Origin of the sequence: Paenibacillus sp. FSL R7-0272 (assembly GCF_037969905.1) — a bacterium.
Taxonomy (GTDB): Bacteria; Bacillota; Bacilli; order Paenibacillales; family Paenibacillaceae; genus Paenibacillus; species Paenibacillus polysaccharolyticus.
On record NZ_CP150221.1, the window covers coordinates 6,486,739 to 6,509,847 of the forward strand.

A 23,109-nucleotide genomic window follows, 5' to 3' on the forward strand; every position below is an offset into this window, starting at 1 on the left:
GCTTTTCCAGGTTTTTTCTGTCCTCTTCGTTAACGTGTAAAAGAATAGTTCAACTTATATAGTTGTGTCCTGCCCTACCCTTAGGTTCTACCCCATAACCCATGAACATAAAAAGAGTGGTCAGATATTCTGATCACTCTCTCTACTATCATCTTGTCTCATGATCACCTTATCAGTATGGCCATGTTCCATGACATATGATCATTTCAGTGAAACAACCTGCACATCATGCTCCACTGTCACAGCCCCACAAACTTCATAAACTCCGCAAGCCTTACTCCGGCTTATCCGTCAGCTTCACAGACACTTTCTCCGCTTTGCCATCCCGATAGAATGAGACCTCTATTGAATCGCCGATCTTTTTCTTATCGTACAGGAATTTCCGCAGGTCCAGCGTGGAGGTAATTTTTTGCCCATCAAATTCCGTAATCACATCGTTCAGCTTCATGCCTGCCTCGGATGCCGGGCCGGAAGCTTCCAGTACGACTACACCGCTATCCACGTGGGATGGCAGTTTGAGATCCTTGCGCTGATCATCATCCAGTGGAGCATATGGATTGCTCAGATCAACCGTGTACACGCCCAGATAAGGACGGGATACTTTGCCGTTCAGCAAAAGGGAATCCACCGTTTTCATCACTTCGTTCATCGGAATCGCGAAGCCGAGACCCTCAACGCCGGTATCCGAAATTTTCATCGTGTTGATGCCTACAACCTTGCCGTTCAGATCAACCAGTGCTCCGCCGCTGTTGCCTTCATTAATGGCTGCATCTGTCTGAATAACGTTTTGCTCCCAGTCGTATACCCCATCCTGATTAATGGATACAGGCAAAATCCGATCCGTATAACTAACGATCCCCGATGTCAGCGTACCGCCAAGACCCAGCGGATTACCGATTGCCAGTACCGTCTGGCCGCGTTGCAGCTTGCTGGAATCACCGATTTCTGCCGCCGCTCCGAGGCCTTTGTCGTCCGTTGACAGTACCGCGATGTCACTCACCCGGTCTTTACCTACCAGTTTGGCTTTATGTGTTTCCCCGTCCACCGTCACGATCTCCAGATCACTGGCACCTTCCACGACGTGGTGATTGGTCATAATGTAGGCTTTGCCATCTTCTTTTTTAAAAATAACCCCGGACCCCAGCGCGGAATCTTCCATCGACAGGCTACTGCCTGTTTTATGATTCACGATGCTGACAACAGAAGGACGTACTTCTGCCGCCGCGTTGATGATGCGGTCATACGGGTCAGCGACCTGTGCGGTCTGTGCAGTTCCTCCGCCACCTTGACCCGCAGCATTCGCCAGAGGAAGCTGCGTTGCAGGCTGGCTGATGAAGCTGAACAGCGTAACCGTCACGATGGAGCTAATCACCGAACTGATCACAGCTACCTTGACGGTAGAACTGAATTCCGAGCGTGATCTACGCGGATTGCTCCAGCGATCACGTGCGCGTTTTCCGCCTCCCGGGCGGATGATCTGAAGTTTGCCTTTCTGTTCAGGTTCGGCGCGTCTTGATACCTTGGTTGAATAAAAATCGTCTCCAAACAATCCCATCGTGATCCTCTCCCCTTCGTTGTCACGCATCAAGACCCTGACTGCCGCCCAAGTTATTGCATGGATGACCAGTGAAACTCCCTGTTTCCCCATGCCTTTTTGCTTTTTAACAAAATGGTCTTGCACATCGCCGCATTCCGGAACCAGGCCAGGAACGAACGTATATATACAACAGGATGGCACTGCATCCGTGTGCTCTATCAATCATGCTCTCGCCTATTGCGAGATTTGAGATTCCATTTCATACGCAAAAACAGCCAAAATCATAATACTCCTTATATACTAAACACTTTATATCCCAAAAAGTTGCATAATTACGTAAATAAACGTAAATTTTCGCGATAACTCCCTTAACAATAAAGGTTCATACTATCTATCACCACAAAATGGGATACGCTAAGCGCTATTCTTTTGAATTCATCAAACTTTTTCAATCACATTTCATTCCAAATTCAAAGCGGTACAGCTACAATTTCAGCATACACATCCCGCCCAGAGAATGTTAGCGGCAAAAAGAGGAATGTTTTCCACCCAGCCTGACTACAATAATAGTAAAAGAACAATTCAAAGCTTCATAGAATGAAGGAGGATTCCACAATGGAACGCACGCGAACACTCACAGCTATGGACGAAGTTCATATGGCGGCCAAGCTGGCTGATCTCAAAGAAGAACATTATCGTAACACACTGGCGCTCAGCACCATCATTGAACTGCTTATTGATAAAGGCATCCTCTCACGCGAGGAAGTGGAGCGCAAAGCCGCCGAACTGGACAGCTTTATGGCTCACCCACCCTATCCCATGGTGTAGGACGATCATAATACGTATCACAGAGCTTGAACTCATGATCCCGATAAAAACAGCCACGGATTTCCATCGCATCACGCACCGACATTTTAGCCAAATCCATCATATTATGATCCCGGCTGAGATGTGCCAGATACGTACGTTTGATACGTCCATTCATCAGTTCACTAAGCGCCGCACCTGCGGCTTCGTTCGACAAATGCCCGATGTCACTCAAAATCCGGCGCTTGGTGTTCCACGGATACCGCCCCATGCGGAGCAATTCGACATCATGATTCGCCTCCAGCACAAGCACATCCGAGTCCGAGATCGCATCGCGAACCTTGTCGCTCATATAGCCGAGGTCTGTCGCCACGGACAATTTCTCGCTGCCATCGTCGAATGTATAACCTACCGGTTCAGCCGCATCATGCGAAATGCCGAACGACTCTACACGCAGCGAACCAAAATCATGCTTTTCACCCGTTTCAAAAATCCGCCGGTTCTCCTCCGGAATTGCTCCGACCGACTTCTCCAAAGCTGCCCACGTATTCGTATTTGCATAGATCGGTAAATTATATTTCCGGGACATCGCACCTAGTCCTTTAATATGATCCGAATGTTCATGTGTCACCAGAATGCCATCCAGTTCCGTTCCCGAAATCTCCCTTTCCAGAAACAATGCCTCCAGCCGCTTCGCGCTAAGACCCGCATCAATCATGAGTGAAGTGCCCCCATGCTGAATGACTGTGGCATTACCTGTCGAACCACTGGATAACACCGTAAAATATATCCCCATAACGCATTACTCCCCTGGTTTATCTGACTTGGGACTGAATACATCCCCACTGATGCCCTGCACGTACAACACTTCGCCACTTTCCAGCACGAACCGCCATGCCGGCATCGCTACCTGTATATCTGAATTGAACAACTGACCATAGTAGCCCAGCTGAATATCTTTCACAATTGCATTGTTTGGCAAAAAGTTTTCGATCAGCGTTCCCAGCGCCTTTGACGCCGGAAGTACCTGCTGATCGCTCTCCTCGGCGGTTGTAATCCGCACGGGAGTCTGATGATAACCCGTGATTTTCTGGTCGCTGTAGAACAGCTCCAGACTCACGTTAAAGAGCGGCCATTTGCCGTCCACCAGCGGGTGGAGCACAAAAGCCCCATCTTCCGCCATCAGCTGATCCAGCCGGTACGTGCCAATTTGCGGAATCTCCGCCTGCAGCGCGTCCGCCAGCTCGCTTGGCGAGAAGATCAGCTTGCTGTCCACCGGCTCCTCCAGCTCCACTTCAATCCCCGACTTATCCTCTTCGGTAAACTCATAGGACAACTTCGGCAGCTTCGGCGTTTCATTGGGAATCGGCGCCAGCACCTGAATGCCCTTCTCTTCCATCGCCTGCTGTGTATTATCTGCGAGCGAGGTGAAGTCCAGATTGGCTCCGGCCGTCTCGCGTGCATCCATCCAGATCTGATATCCCAGCACCAGATTCAGCAGCAGAAATGCATATATTAATACATTTTTCGCACGTCCCCAATCCAGACCATTCACCTCCTTATTTACCTGATCGCCTAATATATCCTTGCTTCTACGTTGCCAACGCAGCCTCGTATCCTAATAACCCGTAGCCAGGCACACGTTTCGCCTTCTTGTTCAGCTACTTAGAGTTTGTTTGGGCTCGTTTTGGCTCGTTTTGGCTTATGTGACTTTGGTTTTGCTTGGCTTGGTTTGACTTGTTTTGGCTTGGCTTTGTTTACCTCTATGCCGATGGCCCCTTCAGGCTAACGATCACCAGGAACCTTATTTGCCTCATTTCAGGCTCATTTTAATTCTAACGATCAGGAGAAGCCTTATTTCGCGTAAATTCAGACTTTTCAGCCATAATCAGCCCATTTTCACCGAAATAGCGTCTGTGGTGATCGTTAGGTTTTCAAAACGTCGCAAGTCTAGCATATAACGTCTCTGGTGATCGTTAGAATTCCAGCCCCGCATAAATGCTTTCGATTTAGTCCCAGCTTCTAATTTTCCTGTTTATAGAAGGATAACATCCTTCTTGTGTTCTGCTAAGACACCGTCGTCTCCTCACCGTTGCCAAAACGGATCACCCAAACCGGGATCAGCCGCAACCCGTCCTCCATCGCAGATGGACGATATGCCGGGTATACATCCACGACTTTGCGGTTTTCACCCGCTACTTTGCGGATCAGATTTTTCAGTTTATCCCCGCCGGGCAGCTTGATGGACTTCTTCGTCTCCGCACCTTCGTTCAAATATTCCAAGGATCGTTCATAACTAGATACCGTCTCCTGCTGCATTTCCATGTTGATCGTGCCGAAACGGAATTGCATCGAATCCAAGATTGGGTAACTGCCGTAATACTGCTGGAACTGCAACTTCGTTTTGTTGTCAGCTGATTTGAGCATCATGCGTGAGCGCCCTTTCCAGCCACCATGCTGATTGACAAAGTCAACCGCAAACAGTGCGTCCTTGGACGCATCACTCTGTCCAGCTGGCGGTGCCGCCGGGTCTGTATAGCTGATCCAGCGTTGCTCCTGCTTCACTTGCAGACTACGTTTGCTATCCGTATAAATCTCTGATCCATCTTTTTCCCGAATATTCCGGGTCATGCTTGGATCAGTGAACAGACTGCGCTGCATCTGCTCTACCGTGAACTGCCCTGTCGGCACATCTGCCTCAATCGTATCCAGTGCCTGCGTCGGAATATAATATCCGCCTTCCATTAGCGTGTACGGTGTCCAGCTCGTCCCAAAATCGACATGTTGCTGCACATCCTGCACCGTCAAGTCGGCCTGTGTGGCCTCATAGACCACATCTCCCTTGGCACTGAAAAAAAGCGCATGAGCCTTTGTCTCATCTGGAGTTGTATATATAGCGATACGGTTGATTGTCTCTCCTTGAAAAAGAGAATCTGTTCCTAAGCGCATCACTCGCTGTAACAAGGCCACTGGCATGCCCTCCTTAAACGACAACTCAAAGCCGGGACTCTGCTTACGAATCTGATCCCAATTCACCGACTGCACATTGCGACGCTGAAAATCCTCGAACGTCCGGCCTTTCAGCCTGGAATAGATCAATTGATAGAACGTGTTGCCAGGGTAAAACACCGTATGTTTATCCTGACCCAGATGAATAATTATCTGATTCGGGAAAATTAACTCCTCAATATTACGCTCTTGACCCATATTTTCGGTCTTCACGTAGTTTGTCTCCGAGGTCACCACAGAGTCACCGCCCCCAGGAAGACGATAGATCAGGAAATAACTCTGGATCAGACTGGCTGCAACCAGTGAAGCGAGCACCAGAGATTTAATCCGTTCCTTCAAGGTGCTCACCTCCCTTATCACGCATTGGCAATGTGAACGTTACCGTTGTGCCAACGTCTACCTCAGACTCAAGAGAGATGCTTCCATCGTGAGCTTTTACAATTTCCCGGGCAATGGACAATCCAAGCCCTGTGCCCCCCATGCTGCGAGAGCGAGCTTTGTCAACGCGGTAAAAACGCTCAAATATCCGATCCAGATCTCGCTGCGGAATACCCATACCTGTGTCAGATACGGAGATAGCTAACGTATGCTCATCGCTGCGCCGGGCGGCGATCGTAATGGTGCCACCCTCCAGCGTATATTTCAATGCGTTGGACACTACATTGTCCAGAACCTGGTCAATCTGATCCCGATCGAGTGGAACGGCTGGAATATCATTTTCCACAGACAAGACAGACTGAATGTCCTTCTGGTGCATCTGGAAGGAGAATCGATCCGTGACTTCCTCCAGCATCTCCAAAATATCGATAGGTTGCTTGCGTAGCAATGCTTCCTTGGAATCCAGTCTGGACAGGTGCAATAGGTCCGTCACCAAACGGATCATGCGCTCGGTCTCATTCTGAATTACACCGACAAAACGTCCCGCCAGCTGCGGGTCTTCCAATGCTCCATCATCCAGCGCTTCGGCGTAACTTTTAATCGTGGTGAGCGGTGTACGCAGCTCATGCGATACATTCGCTACAAACTCACGCCTGGAGTTTTCCAGTTCTTCCTGCTCCGTTACATCCTGAAGTACCGCAATTGTGCCGGTGATCCCCAGCTCACGCCGGTGTACAGGAGTGAACGTCATGCGAATCACGACCGGCTCTTCCTGACCTGCCGGAGCAATCTGGAGCAATGTTGAGCCGGTGAAACCACTTGCCAGTGCTTCCGCGTCCTCCGGATCAATACCCAGCAGGACAGCAAAGTGCCTGCCTTCAATATCCGATGGGCGCATGCCGAGAATGTTGCTGGCACGGCGGTTGACGAGAATGACTTTGCCATGCTCATCCGTCGCAACAACACCATCACTCATATTGGTCAGGATCGAGGTCAGCTTCTCTTTCTCCTCTTCGTTCTGGGAAAGAGCATCTCGCAGCCTGCTGGTCATATAGTTAAATGCCTGGCTAAGCTGACCAATCTCATCTGTGCCAAATACCGGTGTCTGCTGATCGAAGTTCCCTTCTGCAACCGCGGTTGCCCGCCTTGTCACTTCCTTAATCGGCTGGGTGATCGTATGTGACAGAATGACACCAAGTACCGCTGTTAATACCAAGGCGATCAGAATACCGGATATGAAAATCTTGTTAATGCCTTCCATCGTCGCGTACAGCTCGTTCATCGAAGCGGCGATGTAGACTGCACCAATAATTTTGCCGCCGGTTAAAACTGGCTTGGCCACGACTTTTTTGCGGACATTATCCTCGTCTACGATATATTCCTCATTATCCCGAATGCCTTGCAATGCACGGCTGACAACGGTCTGGGTATTTTTTCGCCCAATATAATCGGAATGTGAACTTAGCGAAGTCGTAAGCACCTTGCCGCTGGCATCCAGCACCTGAATCTCGGCACCGTTGATGTTGAACAGATTGTTTACCAGGACACGCAGGTTCTCCGTTTTGTCCTCTCCACCCTCCGCTTCTCCACCAGCCATCGTCTGACCGACTAACACCGACAGCATCTCTGCCCGTGCCTGCAAATCTTCTGTAAAGTTGCTGGTGAGCGAGTTCTTCATCGCACTTACAAAATAAACCCCGATCAATTGCATCGCAATTAGAATCAGCAGCACATATATAATAATTAATTTCGCCTGAATCGTTCGAAAGAACGAAAATTGCGAGAATCGGCCCATTATATCCCCACGCTTTTGGCACTGCGCACGAGATAACCAAGCCCCCGGCGAGTCAGAATCGTTTCCGGCTTGCTCGGATTTTCTTCAATCTTCTCCCGTAGCCTGCGAATCGTCACATCCACTGTACGCACATCTCCAAAATACTCGTATCCCCATACGGCTTGCAACAGATGCTCTCGTGTCATGACTTTGCCCGAATGCTTGGCCATATAATAGAGTAGCTCGTATTCCCGATGCGTCAGATCAAGCGGTTCTCCGCCCTTGTACGCCGTATACATGTCCATATCAAAAGCCAGATCAAACAGCCGCAGGATCTGCTTCCCTTCTTCCTCTGGCGCTTCTACAATCGCTGTAGGTTTCTGTTGTCTGCGCATCTGAGCCTTGACCCGTGCCAGCAACTCCCGTGTGCTAAAAGGTTTGGTTACATAGTCATCTGCGCCTAGTTCCAGACCGAGTACCTTGTCGATCTCTCCGTCTTTGGCTGTCAGCATAATAATCGGGACCTCCAGATGAGCACGCACCTCGCGGCACACATCCATCCCGTCCTTGCCCGGAAGCATCAGATCCAGAAGCATCAGATCCGGTTTCTCGGATAACGCCAGTTCGACCGCACGAATACCATCAAACGCACAGATGACCTCGTATCCCTCTTTTTCCAAATTAAACTTCAGAATATCTGCGATGGGCTGCTCGTCGTCCACCACCAAAATCTTTCCCTGCATCGGCTGAATTCACCCCTATATCCTGCTTAATCCGCCACTGGCGCTGTCTCTCTAATCTATTGCATTGCTTATAGTCCATATCATGTTGTGTGTTGAATATAGTCTACGACTTATACTCTCTAGTTTAACATACCTGAGGCACCGTCACATCCCGATCCCCCTCTTGGAAGCCGTTTCCTGTAGAAATATTTCACACCAAAAAAACAAGGCCAGCTATACAGCGGGCCTTGTTCTTATCTCAGCATCGTGAAGCGATGCCTTGTGTACTATACTCAATATCGTGATATATCCTTAATTCAGATAAGTCATCGGATTTTCTGCTGTACCATTTTTCAAAATCTCAAAATGCAGATGTGTTCCTGTGGAACGTCCGGTATTGCCCATCACGCCGATACTGTCGCCCTTTTCCACCACCTGGCCAACATCAACACTGATGCTATCCAAGTGACCGTAAAGTGTTTCATATCCGTTGCGATGGTTAATAATGATGACATTCCCATAACCGCTCTTTTGGCCTGCAAAAGTAACTACACCTTCATCTGCAGATTTCACATCGCGATTACCGACCAGATCGACACCTTTGTGTTGACGCCCCCAACGTTGACCGAAGCTGCTGCTCATCGTCGCATTGGATACAGGCCATGCAAACTGTCCTGTGCCTTCGCCAACCACTTTGGTTCCGCTCAGTACGACCTCAGTCACCGCAGTTTTGAGAACTTCCTGACCCAGCCATTCTTCGCGAACGACTTCGCCGTTTTCTTTGGTGATGCGATACTGCATATTTTTTAGCCCGCTTTGGCCTGGACGAACCACTTTCGTCGTACCTGCCTTCAGCTCAGCACTTTTGCGCACCTCAACCTGTGGTTTCACTTCAATCTGTTCTACCACTTGCTCCACCGATTTAACCGTGATTGCTGGCTTTGGTACGGTCAGAGTCAACTCCTGTCCAATCTGGAGGGATGTCTCCTTGATGCCCGGGTTATGTTTACGAATCTCGCTTTGTGTAATCTCATATTTGGCTGCGATCGAAGAGATCGTATCCCCTTCTCGCACTACATAGGTTACAGGCGCGTCTTTACCAACGGTTAAAGCTTTAACCGCCTCGGACTCATCCCATATTTTATTCGGGTCCGCCTTCACCGTATCCGTTGTCACTTCTTCTTTGATGTCTACGGATTTTAACGTTGTACTTGGCCCGTTATCTTTTTTAGAAGAATTCGCCGATACCGACTTGGTTTTCAGTGAGCTTCGCACAGCCGATGCCGGTATGTATTTGCTCTGTACTTGTTGCAGGATCTTGTCTGCCGTTTCCTGATCCTTCACAATGCCGACGACTTCACCGTTCACTTTAAGCTCCACGCCTTTGGCATAAGCCGTTAACATGTTGCCCAGTTTGTCCAGCGTTTGCTCGCTGTTCACTTCGGGTTTATATGCCCTTACCGTTTCCGTTGTAATTCCGTCTGTGTTCAGCACCATCTCTGCATCCGGATACTTCTCCCGGTATTCTTCGGTTTTTTTCGCAAACAACTGCTGCAGTTGTGCCTCGTTGGCAATGGTTCCAACTTCAGTGCCTTTAACTATAACCTTATAATAAGGAACCGTATTGGAAGCCACATATTGCTTAACTCCGAATCCAACCGATGCTGCAATCAGAATGCCACAAGTTGCGGTAATGATCCATTTGCGCGATGACAAAATTCTTTTCTTATTTGAACTGAAGTTGGACATGCTCATGCTGTTTTTGTCTTCGGCCGTCCGGTGTTCTCCGGATTGTTCGTGTACCCGGTGTTGATCCGGTTGGCGTTTGCCTCTGAAACCTTTCATGATTCTCTCCTTTTCAGCACTTCTTAATCCGCATTTGAATCGGACTTCACTTCATGGTGAGTCTTATGCAAGTAAGTTCATTGTTATGATTATTTAAAAAAGCAGGACTTTAGCTGTGCTCTTAAAAGTGTCAAAATTTTAACCTTTTATCACACCCGTATACTTTAACACAGGTTTTACAATCATTTCAACTCTTATCCTCACAAAAAAAATCCGCGTCCTATCTGGTTTCCCTGATATATCCATTGGTTAGAGCGTCTGTTCCATCACCCATTATGCCTCAACTCCAGTTATACTATGTACTTTTTATCTCAATCTAAGACTAGGTTCTAAGACCTACTGAATTGCATTCAATTTTTCATGTAAATACAAAAAAATCCCCCATCAGAATACCTCTGATGAAGGATTAAAATCGGCTTGTTCTACTCTTAGTCTGGCAGGCTCATCACGCTTAAAGCAAGATTCATTATTAATTATTCTTGGTTGCACCTATGATAAACCGCTTTTGTTGCACTTCCCAGAATCCATGCCGCTCCATCTCCAGATGGATCTCCCATAATGGTTCACGGAATCGTTCTACTGTAAAATCTGGTACTTGCCACGGGATGGTGTTTAGATAATAAACCAGAGGCCCGATATCATAGAAACGCTGTACAGGCGTAGCTTCACGCTGATCCCAGATGTGAAAACCGTTTCTCACCATCTGATCTACGGCGAAATCGAGCTCCCATCCAGCATAATCAGTTGGCATTGGGATGCCTAATCGATCATTGATCTCCCGGCAATCCGACCAACCAACCTGCTGTGTCAGAAACACTCCACCTTCTGAAAGTACACGCCATACTTCCCGTGGATCATACGATTCATGTTGATTGATGATTAAATCAAATTCTTCATCTGCAAAAGGAAGCTGAGCATCATCTATTACAGGATACACATTTACACCTAACGGGCTAAGACGATCCTTCGCAATTGCTATGTTTGGGGCATATCCTTCCGTTGCACAGGTATACGGGGGCAAAGGAAGCAGACTCGACAGCAGCTCACCACCGCCTGTGCCCATGTCCAGCATTCGCTTCGCATCATTCATACAACTCCGTGCCATCTCGTCGTAAGACCAGCACAACACACCACTCTGCATCCGCCCACTATCCGTAATATATCCAAAATCCCAACCATGGAAGGGCTGTTCTGCTTCCTTTAATCCTTGCTCAAATCGTTCCTTCATTGCAGCAAGTTGTTCAGCCGGCATCATTGATGATGTATTTATCGTATTTTTAGAACCTGCATTATTTGATGTCTTCATAGTTATTAGGCCTCCAATAGTCCATTTCATGCTTTTCTCCGGTATCGGTACAAAGGCATGAACGGAGGGCCACGACTCCTTGGCCTGAGAGCCGGTGTTAAGGAGAGGTTCTGTTGTTATATATCGTGTTCTTTACGGTTCATTCTCATATACTATTCCTCCTGGGTAGGTAGTTCTCTACTATTTCATGCAATTATATGGGGAAAGAATCATGGATTTCAACATGAATGTAACATTTCTCCAGTTTAACTGGTTATTCTAGTTGGAGGATACGGGGCTAAGAAGGTACTGCGACCCTTCTTATTCCGCTTGCAGGACTTGCATCAAATCATCGTATTCTTCACTCGTGAGATACTTCGAGATCACCTGTTCAATCTCTCGCAGCTCCTGCTCGGTCAGTCCACCCTCCATCGCTCCTGAGATCTGTTGCATTTCCTTTTGGGGTAACTTGTTCATCAACAGAGTGAAAATACGTTCTTTTTCCTCCGTCGGCAGTTTGTTTTTGGCGCCTGTAATGTCATCTGGTGTAACAACGATTGCATCATTATCCTTTGCATTGTTACTGTTCGCTCCTTGACCACTTAGCTCGTCACGTCCAGCCGCTGTTCCGTTACCATCTACGGTTCCATTTCCAGAACCCCCGCTTGCCCCTGCTCCGCCCGTTTCATCGTTGCTTGGGGTTCCGGAGTTCGTCGTTCCGTTGCCCATCACCGAAATTGAATTCTCCGGAGCCTTTTCCTCTTTCGTTCCCGCTCGCTGATCTGTATCCTCTGACTTTTCCCCCTCACTGGACTGCTTGCCTCCCAAGGCCCCTTGGAACATGCCCATCAGACCCATGGGCTGACCTTCCCACTGTATATTAAAACTGGCTAGCAATGACTTGGCATACGATTGCACGATTAAACCTGTCGTAAGCAACGTCAGTGAACTGACCAGCAACACGATAAGCACCATTTTGACAAACCACATCAGCAACTTCATCTCTGTTTCTCTCCCTCCATATACATTTCATTCGTTCAACGTATATCCTGTTATCCAGTATTGACGGAAATCTCGGGATTATATCCGAAACAGACACAAAAAACCTCCAGTCGCCGCTGAGTAGCAACAACTGGAGGTAGATCTATCATTCATATATCATGTTATACGTAGATTGGCAGAACCTGATTTGTCTGCTCACGGTTACGACCTACAGAGAAGATCGCGATCGGAATACCTGTCAGTTCAGATACACGCTTCACGTAGTTCTGTGTGTTCACCGGCAGATCTTCCAGCTTCTTCGCTCCTGTAATGTCCTCACTCCAACCTGGCATTTCTTCGTATACGGCTTCACATTCAGCCAGCATTTTGAGGCTTGCCGGGTAGTGAGTGATTACTTCACCACGGAATTTATAACCTGTGCAGATTTTTACAGTATCCAGACCTGTCATAACGTCCAAAGAGTTCAAGGACAGCCCTGTAATGCCACTTACACGACGAGCGTGACGAACAACCACACTGTCAAACCAGCCCACACGACGTGGACGTCCAGTTACGGTTCCGTACTCATGACCTGTCTCACGGATCTGGTCGCCGATCGCATCATGCAATTCGGTAGGGAATGGGCCGTCACCTACACGAGTTGTGTATGCTTTCGCTACGCCAATAACTTGCTGAATGCGTGCTGGACCAACACCTGAACCGATACATACGCCGCCTGCAGACGGATTGGAAGAGGTCACATATGGATACGTACCTTGGTCAAGGTCCAGCATCACACCTTGTGCGCCTTCAAACAGTACTTTTTTATTCTCATCAATGGAATCATTCAGCACAACCGATGTATCCTTTACATAAGGACGAAGAATTTCTGCATAACCAAGGTAATCCTTCAGAATCTCTTCTACATCAACCGGAGTACCGTTGTAAACTTGCTCGATAACACGATTTTTTTCTTTTACCAAGTGACGCAGCTTCAATTCAAAATCTTCTGCATCCAGCAGATCGACCATGCGGATACCGATCCGGGCAGATTTGTCCATGTAACAAGGGCCGATCCCTTTGCCGGTTGTACCGATTTTGTTCGGTCCTTTACTCTCTTCCTCCAGTGCATCCAGAACCATATGATAAGGCAGGATGATATGTGCACGCTCACTAATGGACAGGTTTTTCGTTGTAAATCCGTTATCATGAATATAATTAATTTCTTCGATAAGTGCCTTCGGGTTGATAACCATACCGTTACCAATTACACAAGCTTTGTCTGTGTAAAAGATACCCGATGGAATCATCGTCAATTTATATTTTTTGTTGTCGATAAGGATCGTATGTCCAGCATTGTTACCTCCTTGGTAACGAGCCACCACATCAGCGCTCTCCGCCAAATAATCCGTAATTTTACCTTTTCCTTCGTCTCCCCATTGCGTTCCCACTACAACTACCGTTGACATAGTTAACATACCTCCGTGGGTGCCTTGCGCACCTTTGTATTGGTCTGTCCGTCCTCTATCCCGGCAGGCATGTTACGCAATAAACCGACTGAGAAGCGTGCTAACGGACAGTAAAAATGTCCTTCCGTTACATTCAAGGGAAGGTTTGTGCTGCTTTAACGCAGCAATATTAGTGTACCAGTCCCCTTTTTCAAAGTCAAATGAAATGGCGAACAATTATATATGTCACTAGCTTAATGTTCGGAATTATGACCGAATTTCACAGTAAAAAACCGGTGATCTCAGTCTTGTTAACTTGACTGCATTTTCACCGGTACTTTTACATTTGCAATGGATTGACGCTATATACGGTATACATCCTGATATACAACCGAGCTATTCACCTATTACAGGTTGTACCGGATAGCCTGTGCACCCCTGTTCAGAGCAGTCGCAGTCTACCCGCTACATCGCGAAGGCATCATTATGTGCCCTCTCGTAATTGACGAATTTATTAAAGTTTTTCAAGAAGACTAATTCTACGGTTCCTACCGGACCATTACGCTGTTTAGCAATAATGATCTCGATAATATTTTTCTTCTCGGTTTCCTGGTTGTAGTAGTCATCCCGGTACAGGAAGGCTACGATATCAGCATCTTGCTCGATCGAGCCGGATTCCCGCAAGTCACTCATCATCGGACGTTTATCCTGCCGTTGCTCTACACCCCGGCTAAGCTGAGACAAGGCGATAACCGGAACTTCCAGTTCCCGGCCAATCTGTTTCAGCGTACGTGAAATCTCGGATACCTCTTGTTGACGGTTCTCCCCGGCTTTACCACGTCCACTAATCAATTGAAGGTAGTCGATCAGAATCATACCGAGACCCTTCTCTTTTTTCAGACGACGGCATTTCGCGCGAATATCAGCTACCGTAATCCCTGGCGTATCGTCGATGTAGATGTTGGCTTCGTTGAGAGCAGCAATCCCCATGGTCAGCTTCTGCCAGTCTTCATCGCCTTTGAATTCCCCTGTACGAAGAACTCCCGCATCCAGATTGGCCTCGGCGCAGATCATCCGTTGTACGAGCTGTGCCGCGGACATCTCCAGACTGAAGATGGCTACCGTTTCTTGTGCCCTGATGCCTACGTTCTGAGCGATATTCAAAGCAAAGGCGGTCTTACCTACAGATGGACGCGCCGCTACAATAATCAAGTCACTACGCTGGAATCCAGCGGTCATCTTGTCCAAATCGATGAAGCCGGAAGGGATTCCTGTTGTCGTTCCCCGGTTCTGATGCAACGTTTCGACCTTGTCGAACACTTCCATGAGAACATCCTGGATGGCGATAAAACCACTGCTGGAGCGTCTGTTGGAAATCTCCAAGATGCGGCGCTCCGCTTCCCCGAGCATACCTGCAACATCTTCTCCGCCTGTGTAGCCTTCACTTACAATCTGCGTAGCTGTGCGAATCAGACGACGAAGCATCGATTTCTCTTCGATAATCTGCGCATAATAATCCACGTTGGCCGCTGTTGGCACACCGTGAGCAAGCTTGGCAAGGTAGCTTACGCCACCGATGTCCTCCAGCTCACCTTTATCCTTCAGACGCGAAGTCAGCGTAACAAGGTCAATCGGTTGATTTTCCTCACCTAGCTGGATCATCGCTTCATATATCAATTGATGGGGCTTATCGTAGAAATCCTCGGTTTGCACCCGTTCCATCGCTGTAATCAGAGCTTCGCCCTGCAACAGGATTGCACCCAGCACAGCCTGTTCGGCCTCTAGGTTCTGCGGGGGGACCCGGTCGAATAACATTTCGCCGCCCATCTTACTCCTCCGTTACCTGTACCTTCAAGGTTGCCTTCACTTCAGGGTGAACCTTGACGATCACTTGCGTTACACCGAGCGTACGGATCGGATCATCCAGCTCAATTTTGCGCTTATCTATTTTCAGGCCCTTTTTGGACAAAGCTTCCGCGATCTGTTTGCTCGTAATGGCACCGAACAGACGGCCACCCTCACCCGCTTTTGCCTTGAGTTCCGTTACTTCTGCCTCCAGCTTTTTCGCAAGTGCCTCAGCTTCCGCTTTCTCTTCCTGCTTAAGTCTTTCTTCAGCTGCCTTCTGATTGTCCAGTGTCTTCATGTTACCCTCCGTTGCCGGACGCACAATTCCACGTGGCAACAGGAAGTTCTGTGCATAACCCTCAGATACTTCCTTCACTTGCCCCTTCTTGCCTTGACCCTTCATATCTTTTATAAAAATGACTTTCATTCGAATAACCCCTCTTCCTTTTCGATTTCAGCCAGGACGTTCATCAGCCGTTTCTCCGCTTCTCCCAGCGTTCCTTCAAGCTGCACTGCAGCATTGGTTAAGTGACCGCCGCCACCTAATCGTTCCATAACGACCTGAACATTCATGCGACCCAGTGATCTTGCACTGATGCCAATCAGTCCATCCGTTCGCTCACTGATGACAAATGAAGCGACCACGTCGGTCATGTTCAGCAATGTGTCCGCCACCTGGGCGATCATCATCTGTGAGATCTTGTTGCCAGGGCCAGTGACCGCCAGCGCAATGTTCCCATATACCATTTTAGCATGCTTTATGATTTCTGCCTTAGCAATATATTCTGACAGATCCTCTTTCATCAGCTTCTGGACCATAATGGTATCTGCACCACTACGACGAAGGAAGCCCGCTGCTTCAAACGTTCTGGAGCCGGTATGCAGTGCAAAATGCTTCGTATCCAGCGTGATGCCGGCTAGTAGGGCCGTTGCTTCAAGTGGAGTGAACTGTACCTTTTCGTGAATATATTGCAGAAGCTCCGTAACAAGCTCAGCGGCAGACGAAGCGTACGGTTCCAGATAGATCAGTACTGCATCATTAATAAATTCCTCACCCCGGCGATGATGATCCACGACCACCACACGCGTTGCAGATTGCACCAGTTTAGGTTCCATCGTCATTGAAGCCTTGTGGGTATCCACAACAACCAGCAGTGTGTGCTCTGTCATCAGCTGCGTCGCTTGCTCCGGTGATATCAAAGCTTTGGACAGCTTCTCGTCCTTGTTGACCTGTTCCATCAGCCGTTCAATAGAAGGATTCATACCGTCCAGCACAATACGAGCCTCAACGTTGTACAGACTCGCTGCCTTCCATACCCCAATGGATGCACCGATGGCATCCATATCCGGCATTTTATGACCCATAACGATTACACGGTCACTTTCCTGCATCAAGTCCCGCAAGGCGTGAGCAATAACCCGCGCTCTGACGCGTGTGCGCTTCTCCACTGCATTGGACTTACCACCGTAAAACGATAAACGCTGACCCGACTTCACAGCCGCTTGATCTCCGCCTCGTCCAAGTGCCATATCCAGACTGGATTGTGCCAGTTCTCCCATCTCGCTGATGCTGTCTGAACCCGATGCAAGGCCAACGCTTAGCGTCATCGGCACTTTCAGATCGGCTGTCATCTCCCGAACTTCATCCAGAATAACAAACCGGCTCTGTTCAAGCTCCTGCAGAGACTTATGATTCAGCATCATCAAGTAACGATCCGACGAAAGACGACGGAGATACACGCCATATTGCTTTGCCCAGGCTGTAATCTCACTGGCAACTCGTGCGATCAGCGCTGTACGTTGTTGGTCATCCATGCCTTGAGCAGCCTCATCCAGATTGTCCAGAACGAGAATACCCAGCGCAATACGTTCATTCTCATATTTATCCCGCAATATAGCTAACTCGGTGATCTCGTACACATATACGTACCGCTCCTGCGGGTTGTGAATTACACCGTAATACCGATCATCCAGTTGGAATTCATCATGGAATTCCTTGGGGGAAGGTTCTTTGGATCCATCCTTATCCTTCTTCTCCTTCGGCTGGGGAAGATGTGGGAACAAGTTAAGCAGTGAGCTGCCGACGACCGTCTTCTCATGGAACATATCTGCAACGAAGCGGTTGTGCCACTCTATCGTACGATCCTCGCTATACAGCACAATTCCGAAGGGAAGCATGCTAACCGCCTCACCTTCCATACGTTTAATACGAATGGTAAGGCCATTAATATAGTCATTAAGCTCGCGGCGGAATGCAAGTTCTGCCTTGATCATGACGATTCCCAGCGCCGAAGCCAGTATCAGACTAATCAAACCAAGCGTCCAGTTATAGATAGTAACTAACATCACTAGTAGCAACAGCAGTATGAACGCCCATACGGTATAATAGCCGTGCCAGCGTTTCTTTAGAAATTTAGGCATGACTCATCACCCTATCGTTTTGATTTCGATATTGCCTCACGGATCGGGAACGCCAGATCAATAATTCCGACAATGCGAAGCGGACCAATGAAAAACACTGCTGCTCCCAATAAAAATGGGATAATCGGATTCCATTTTCTTGTATATGAGAGGAAAAAGAAGAAACCGATGGCTTGAATCATGAAACCAAGATTAATTAATGGTGACAAGTTCATCGCAATCATCTTCCAATATGATCCGTCGTTTTGTCTGGATACGACCTCAATAATCAACGCGAGGAAGTAATACCAGATCAATGCACGTGGCATACGCCATTCTCTTGCAGGTGGAAGTTTGGATACGTTCAAGCCCATAACACTCAGAATCGGACGAGCAATGATATGTGTAATGAATGCCATGACCATCGACGTAACGACCAGGGCAAAAGGAATCATTAACTGTGTTTGTTTCGCGATATCTTCAGTCATTTCAGGTGTCCAAACGAAACCATTGATCATCTGATTCGAAGAATTCGTGAGTGGCTCAATCGTTAATTGCACCACATCTCTGATATAACTGGACAGATCAAATTGGAAAATGAGACTGCCCACCAACAGTAACAACAAATATTCCGCCAGCATCGTTCCGGCACCTGTCATTAGAGCAAACAAGGCCGATTTTTGTTTCTTATACGCGTGACCCATAGCGATGGCTGGCAAAATCAAGATCACCATGAACAACAGATAAATCGGATGGACCATCACCAAAATAATAGCAACCGGCACTAGATGCAAAATAAAGGATTTTACAGATAGTGAGGCATACAAAATAACTCCCGGAATCATCATAAAAAATATAGAGAGCACCGATAAAGGAGTTAGTAGCGAAAGCAGCAAAAGTAAAAGCACTGCACTCCAGACAGCTGATTTAAAGCTAAATTTCAACAAATTCACCTCTTACGCATATGATCTTCTAGCGCGGAAATATCCTGGTACCAGTCTTCCAGCTGGTGACCTTCCTGTTTATGCTTTTTTAATTTCTCTACAAGCAGAGCATCGAGATCCTTAAACGGAATACCGAGCCGACGGCCCAATATGTAACTGCTCATCATTAAACTGGCAAGACTATCTCCGATTCGAATCGTGCTGCCTTCCCACAATGCTTTGAATAATCGGGATACTTGATCAAGTACTTCGGTTTTCAGCCATTCAATCACTTTAGCCCGCTTGGCTACATCCAGTTCTTTAGGCATTTGGCGAAAGTCACTCTCCCCCGAAAAAGCTTTATTCTCGATTATAGCATAAAAAAGGGGCCTGCAAAATTACCCCCAAAAGCGGAGAAATTCTCCGAAACTCCATGACAGGTGCGATGCCGAGCCCCGTTTGTCTTATCATATATATTCGTAATAATCGCTTTGATTATCCCTGCAAGCCCGCCATTTCTGAAAAGTAATCAACTATTTAGCTTTTATGGACTCCTTGGCAACAATTCCTTCACAGTATTCAATGATCTGACTGCGTCTCACAATGCCGATAAAACGTTCCATATCATCCACGACCGGGACAAAGTTCTGCACTTTGGCTAGATTAATTAAATCCTCCATATTGGCATCAATGGATACCGGCTTGATATCAAGTCTCAACGGAACGTCCTTGAGAAGAAATTTTGAAGCGTTTTCAAATGATATCTTCCCCTCCGCATTTTTCATATACCACAACAGATCGCCTTCCGTAACCGTACCAATATATTTGCCTTCCTTATTCAAAATAGGCACTGCTGTAAACCGATGATATTCCATCCGTTCCAGCGTTTGCCGCAGTGTAGAGTCCGACGTAACACATGTAACCTCTTGTTTGGGCAGCAAAAAAAACGCGATGTTCATACCCTCATATATCCTCCTTGTCTATTTCTCGTTCAACTAGATCGCTCAACTTATATTATACGTTATAGAACGAAGGATGTTCCAAAAGGATGAAGTTCTTACGCGATGAAAAGCCTCACACAAAGAAAAAAACAGCAGCCCGCTTAAACGTACTGCTGATTGTTGTGTAAGACAAACCATCTGTATGGAGTTAACTATTCAATCTTCTGCCGGTCAGGAATCATGACTTCACCGGCTGGGGTCGATTGATCCATCCAGTTTTTAATCAGCTCTTTAGCATATTGAACATCTTTCTCATCGGCACGCCCATAATAAATGCCATTTTTACGCATACCTTCGCTCAAAATCGTAAAGCTGGAAACCTGTGGTTTTTCCTGTGTCAGCACTTGTTTTGCCAGATCAATGATAAAGTTTGGCTGCATGTCGGTCTGAAAATTATCACCCATGATCTGGAATAACTCGGGGATCTTCGCGATCTGATTCAGATTCAACATTTTGTCTGCAAAAGCATTCAGAAAAATTTGCTGTCGATTCGTACGGTTAAAATCACTGTCTTCCCGATATCTCACGTAATAGAGTGCTTCCTGTCCATCATAGATCGGTTTGCCGCCTTTTACCGTGAACTTTTCATGGTTTGGATCTTTGTTCACGATATCCTTATCAATTGGCAGTGATATGCCTCCGAGGGCGTCAACCACCTTTTTGATCCCCTGAAAGTTAATCGTTGCGTAATAACCTACGTCTGCATTAAGAAACTTTTCCACCGTATTGATGGACATATTCTCCCCACCGAAGGCGTAAGCATGCGCGATTTTGTCATAATCATCCGTCCCGTCTTTGTCCGCATCTCTTCCTACGATCTGCACATACGTGTCACGCGGGATAGATACCAGAAGCACCCGAGATTCCTTCGGACGTACCACAGCATAGATGACTGCATCCGAACGTCCGCGTGACTTCTCGTAGTCTCGTTTATCGGAGCCCAGGAGCAACACAGAAAATGGTTCTTTACGATATACTGTTGGATCAGGCGTTTTATTACCTTCCTGCGGCACGTAAGATTGCGTTAGCTGCGCTTCTACTGTATCCGCCAGAAACAGGTCAAAAGCGGCCACAGCGAGCTGCTGACGGAAAACATAACCGCCAATGATCAGAACGACTAGGGAGATAAGTGTTATATAGAGGCCTTTGCGACTTTTTTTCTTCTTTTCTTTAGTTCTGCTTTTCATCCGTCGATTCCTTCTTCACTCTCAAAATTGAAATTCATTACTACCCATTAAACGTGAGCAACGTCTGATGACACGCCGTTCTCCAAACTTTTATTTCTCTTTGGGCCGGAGTACCGCTGATGCTCGTTCTATTGTAATCATTCCTGCATCATGAAAAGTTACAATCGGGTTAAATTGAAAAGAACAGCGCCCCCTTTTTCGGTTACAAAAGGTTCACTGTTCCTCCGTATCTTCTCATTTTACTCTCTACATATTATGTGGATCCCAACGATCCCTCCGGTTGCTGCTTCTGCTTCTCTTTTTGACGAAGACGTCCCGTTACTAGAGCCACGATCAAGGTTAACACGCTAAAAATAACTGCTGACCAGAACAGTCCATTGTACCCCTGGCCTGTCGTTTGATGTACAGCCTGAAGCAACGTCTCCCGTATATTGGCATCTGGAATCTTGGACAACCCCGCCATGAGACTAGAGACATCATTTCCTGATGTTCCACCAGAAGCATATTGCTCCAGCGCGGCCGGTGGTACTTCGATTCCTCGATCCGCCAGACCTGACTGGATGTTCGAGCCCAGGTTAGAAAAAGAACGTGCCAGGAATCCGGCGAAGATCGTCGGTGCAATCGCCATCGCCATTTGACGGAACAAAGAGCTGGTTGCTACTGCAATACCTTTATTGTTCTCACCTGCCTGTTCGGTTACAAGAACGTTGACTGGCGCACCCAGCATCATGCCAAAACCAATACCGACAAGGGTACTCGCAATAACAAACTGCCAGATATGCTCTACCCACAACGGGAATAATAGGAAGCCAATCGCAGAGAGCAAGCCAGCTACCGACAATGTCCAGATTGGTCCTTTCCGGTCAACGAGGTATCCTCCTCCTCCTGCTCCAATCCCTGAAGCCAGTGCGAGCGGTGTAAACCAGTAGCCTGAAGCTGTGCTGGATACGCCTAGATATTGCTCTACAAAACCCGGAATGAAGATAACAGAAGCCAGAATGGCTCCTGAGAAAAAGGCAATGAGCAACGTCCAGCGGAAGGACGCAATGCCAAGCAGTTTTGTGGAAACGACCGGTTCACGGTCGGACCCTTCCAACCTTTTTTCCATAAAATAAAAGATCACCAGCACAGCTACACCCACTAGAAAGAAGCTATAAAACATGGGAGAGGCCAGGCTTTGAAGCATGTTCACACCGTCCAGATTACTGAAGCTGTACATCAGACTCAATACGCCTAATGTTAAAACCGCTATGCCGCTCCAATCGACAGCTGCCCGGCTGAGCTCCTGTTCTTCCTGGATATAACGAATTCCGGCAATGAAAAGCAAGATTGCAATCGGTACGTTGATGAGAAACAACCAGTGCCAGTTGCCTGTAATATCAAGGATGAATGCGCCGATGTTAGGGCCAAGAATAGCTGCAATGCCGTTCATGCCTCCCAGTAGCCCCAGAGCTGTACCCTGCCGCTGAGCAGGAAACTTGCTAAGCACATAAGAGCTTGCGATGATAAATATCCCGCCTCCACCAAGCGCCTGAATGACCCGGGCGATCAAGAAAAAGGTAAACGAAGTGCTTAACGCAACAAGGAGCGATCCGATTCCGAATAAAGCAACCTCAATGAGAAACAGTTTTTTGCGTCCAAATCGATCTGACAGCTTACCCGCAATGGGTACACTGATTGCAAGCCCAAGCGTGTATAGCGTAATAGTCCAAGCACCCCATGTTGGCGAAACACCAAACGAGGCATTTAATGTGGTCAGCGACGATGTAATTATTCCGTTATCCAGTGCGGCCATAAATACACCCACGGCAAAGAGAATCAATGGCCATTTCATTTCTTTTTGCATCCCGGATTCCTCCTTCATCTGATTCTGTACACTCTCGTACAACTCTTAATACCATCTATATAAACCTGAATGAATAAGAATGACTCACTGGTCATTTTAAAATAAAGCGAGTCTATATGTC

General features: G+C 47.5%; 19 protein-coding genes. 1 reads left to right on the forward strand and 18 read right to left on the reverse strand.

Annotated features, from left to right (window positions below; translation table 11 throughout):
- Positions 1-274: 274 nt before the first annotated feature.
- Entirely contained in the window at positions 275-1,555 is a 1,281-nt protein-coding gene (locus MKY23_RS28335; RefSeq protein WP_339839759.1) for a trypsin-like peptidase domain-containing protein, read from the reverse strand.
- 597 nt (positions 1,556-2,152) lie between these two features.
- Here MKY23_RS28335 and MKY23_RS28340 point away from each other — a divergent pair.
- Positions 2,153-2,365 carry a hypothetical protein gene (locus tag MKY23_RS28340; protein ID WP_253498880.1) on the forward strand — a complete coding sequence of 71 codons (213 nt, stop codon included), beginning with the start codon at positions 2,153-2,155 and terminating at the stop codon, positions 2,363-2,365.
- Here the strand turns inward: MKY23_RS28340 and MKY23_RS28345 are convergent.
- From MKY23_RS28345 to MKY23_RS28425, 17 genes are all read right to left on the reverse strand, one after another.
- Entirely contained in the window at positions 2,334-3,140 is an 807-nt protein-coding gene (locus tag MKY23_RS28345) for an MBL fold metallo-hydrolase (RefSeq protein ID WP_339834270.1), read from the reverse strand. The two genes, MKY23_RS28340 and MKY23_RS28345, sit on opposite strands and share 32 nt — an antisense overlap.
- 6 nt (positions 3,141-3,146) lie before the next feature.
- The gene (gene yycI / locus MKY23_RS28350) at positions 3,147-3,890 is read right to left on the reverse strand and encodes a two-component system regulatory protein YycI (protein ID WP_090923623.1); all 744 of its coding nucleotides are present in this window, start codon (positions 3,888-3,890) and stop codon (positions 3,147-3,149) included.
- Between the two features lie 521 nt (positions 3,891-4,411).
- Positions 4,412-5,692 carry a two-component system activity regulator YycH gene (gene yycH, locus MKY23_RS28355; RefSeq protein WP_339834272.1) on the reverse strand — a complete coding sequence of 427 codons (1,281 nt, stop codon included), beginning with the start codon at positions 5,690-5,692 and terminating at the stop codon, positions 4,412-4,414.
- Positions 5,676-7,526: a cell wall metabolism sensor histidine kinase WalK gene (walK, locus tag MKY23_RS28360; RefSeq protein ID WP_154985163.1), complete on the reverse strand. Its 1,851-nt coding sequence runs from the start codon at positions 7,524-7,526 to the stop codon at positions 5,676-5,678. The genes yycH and walK overlap by 17 nt, the downstream gene beginning before the upstream one ends.
- Complete coding sequence (yycF, locus tag MKY23_RS28365; RefSeq protein ID WP_154889677.1) at positions 7,526-8,248, reverse strand: response regulator YycF; 723 nt, start codon at positions 8,246-8,248, stop codon at positions 7,526-7,528. The genes walK and yycF overlap by 1 nt, the downstream gene beginning before the upstream one ends.
- A 291-nt stretch (positions 8,249-8,539) precedes the next feature.
- Positions 8,540-10,072 carry a peptidoglycan DD-metalloendopeptidase family protein gene (locus MKY23_RS28370; RefSeq protein ID WP_339834276.1) on the reverse strand — a complete coding sequence of 511 codons (1,533 nt, stop codon included), beginning with the start codon at positions 10,070-10,072 and terminating at the stop codon, positions 8,540-8,542.
- A gap of 469 nt (positions 10,073-10,541) precedes the next feature.
- Entirely contained in the window at positions 10,542-11,300 is a 759-nt protein-coding gene (locus tag MKY23_RS28375) for a methyltransferase domain-containing protein (protein ID WP_339839762.1), read from the reverse strand.
- Between the two features lie 378 nt (positions 11,301-11,678).
- The gene (locus MKY23_RS28380; RefSeq protein ID WP_339834278.1) at positions 11,679-12,359 is read right to left on the reverse strand and encodes a hypothetical protein; all 681 of its coding nucleotides are present in this window, start codon (positions 12,357-12,359) and stop codon (positions 11,679-11,681) included.
- Positions 12,360-12,520: 161 nt separating this feature from the next.
- Positions 12,521-13,807, reverse strand: coding sequence for an adenylosuccinate synthase (locus MKY23_RS28385; RefSeq protein ID WP_090923571.1), 1,287 nt, complete (start codon positions 13,805-13,807; stop codon positions 12,521-12,523).
- Positions 13,808-14,251: 444 nt separating this feature from the next.
- A complete protein-coding gene (dnaB, locus tag MKY23_RS28390) occupies positions 14,252-15,613 on the reverse strand; it encodes a replicative DNA helicase (protein ID WP_090923572.1) in 1,362 nt (453 codons plus the stop codon).
- 1 nt (position 15,614) lies between these two features.
- Positions 15,615-16,058, reverse strand: coding sequence for a 50S ribosomal protein L9 (rplI, locus tag MKY23_RS28395; RefSeq protein WP_090923573.1), 444 nt, complete (start codon positions 16,056-16,058; stop codon positions 15,615-15,617).
- Positions 16,055-18,052, reverse strand: coding sequence for a DHH family phosphoesterase (locus MKY23_RS28400; RefSeq protein WP_090923574.1), 1,998 nt, complete (start codon positions 18,050-18,052; stop codon positions 16,055-16,057). Before MKY23_RS28400 ends, rplI begins: the two co-directional genes overlap by 4 nt.
- 11 nt (positions 18,053-18,063) lie before the next feature.
- Positions 18,064-18,975 (reverse strand): DUF2232 domain-containing protein, encoded by a 912-nt coding sequence (locus tag MKY23_RS28405; protein ID WP_090923625.1) that lies wholly within the window; start codon positions 18,973-18,975, stop codon positions 18,064-18,066.
- A 5-nt stretch (positions 18,976-18,980) separates the two neighbouring features.
- A complete protein-coding gene (locus tag MKY23_RS28410) occupies positions 18,981-19,283 on the reverse strand; it encodes a MazG-like family protein (RefSeq protein WP_090923575.1) in 303 nt (100 codons plus the stop codon).
- Between the two features lie 204 nt (positions 19,284-19,487).
- Complete coding sequence (locus MKY23_RS28415) at positions 19,488-19,913, reverse strand: CBS domain-containing protein (protein WP_062836539.1); 426 nt, start codon at positions 19,911-19,913, stop codon at positions 19,488-19,490.
- A gap of 194 nt (positions 19,914-20,107) precedes the next feature.
- The gene (locus MKY23_RS28420; protein ID WP_339834284.1) at positions 20,108-21,142 is read right to left on the reverse strand and encodes an LCP family protein; all 1,035 of its coding nucleotides are present in this window, start codon (positions 21,140-21,142) and stop codon (positions 20,108-20,110) included.
- Between the two features lie 253 nt (positions 21,143-21,395).
- Positions 21,396-22,988: an MFS transporter gene (locus MKY23_RS28425; protein ID WP_090923578.1), complete on the reverse strand. Its 1,593-nt coding sequence runs from the start codon at positions 22,986-22,988 to the stop codon at positions 21,396-21,398.
- Positions 22,989-23,109: the final 121 nt, after the last annotated feature.

Excerpts from the sequence above, each read along its gene's own strand:
- MKY23_RS28335 (WP_339839759.1), bottom strand. The coding sequence starts at position 1,555 with ATGGGATTGTTTGGAGACGATTTTTATTCAACCAAGGTATCAAGACGC.
- MKY23_RS28340 (WP_253498880.1), top strand. The coding sequence starts at position 2,153 with ATGGAACGCACGCGAACACTCACAGCTATGGACGAAGTTCATATGGCG.
- MKY23_RS28345 (WP_339834270.1), bottom strand. The coding sequence starts at position 3,140 with ATGGGGATATATTTTACGGTGTTATCCAGTGGTTCGACAGGTAATGCC.
- walK (WP_154985163.1), bottom strand. The coding sequence starts at position 7,526 with ATGGGCCGATTCTCGCAATTTTCGTTCTTTCGAACGATTCAGGCGAAA.
- yycF (WP_154889677.1), bottom strand. The coding sequence starts at position 8,248 with ATGCAGGGAAAGATTTTGGTGGTGGACGACGAGCAGCCCATCGCAGAT.
- MKY23_RS28370 (WP_339834276.1), bottom strand. The coding sequence starts at position 10,072 with ATGAAAGGTTTCAGAGGCAAACGCCAACCGGATCAACACCGGGTACAC.
- MKY23_RS28375 (WP_339839762.1), bottom strand. The coding sequence starts at position 11,300 with ATGAAGGAACGATTTGAGCAAGGATTAAAGGAAGCAGAACAGCCCTTC.
- MKY23_RS28380 (WP_339834278.1), bottom strand. The coding sequence starts at position 12,359 with ATGAAGTTGCTGATGTGGTTTGTCAAAATGGTGCTTATCGTGTTGCTG.
- MKY23_RS28385 (WP_090923571.1), bottom strand. The coding sequence starts at position 13,807 with ATGTCAACGGTAGTTGTAGTGGGAACGCAATGGGGAGACGAAGGAAAA.
- dnaB (WP_090923572.1), bottom strand. The coding sequence starts at position 15,613 with ATGGGCGGCGAAATGTTATTCGACCGGGTCCCCCCGCAGAACCTAGAG.
- rplI (WP_090923573.1), bottom strand. The coding sequence starts at position 16,058 with ATGAAAGTCATTTTTATAAAAGATATGAAGGGTCAAGGCAAGAAGGGG.
- MKY23_RS28400 (WP_090923574.1), bottom strand. The coding sequence starts at position 18,052 with ATGCCTAAATTTCTAAAGAAACGCTGGCACGGCTATTATACCGTATGG.
- MKY23_RS28410 (WP_090923575.1), bottom strand. The coding sequence starts at position 19,283 with ATGCCTAAAGAACTGGATGTAGCCAAGCGGGCTAAAGTGATTGAATGG.
- MKY23_RS28415 (WP_062836539.1), bottom strand. The coding sequence starts at position 19,913 with ATGAACATCGCGTTTTTTTTGCTGCCCAAACAAGAGGTTACATGTGTT.
- MKY23_RS28420 (WP_339834284.1), bottom strand. The coding sequence starts at position 21,142 with ATGAAAAGCAGAACTAAAGAAAAGAAGAAAAAAAGTCGCAAAGGCCTC.
- MKY23_RS28425 (WP_090923578.1), bottom strand. The coding sequence starts at position 22,988 with ATGCAAAAAGAAATGAAATGGCCATTGATTCTCTTTGCCGTGGGTGTA.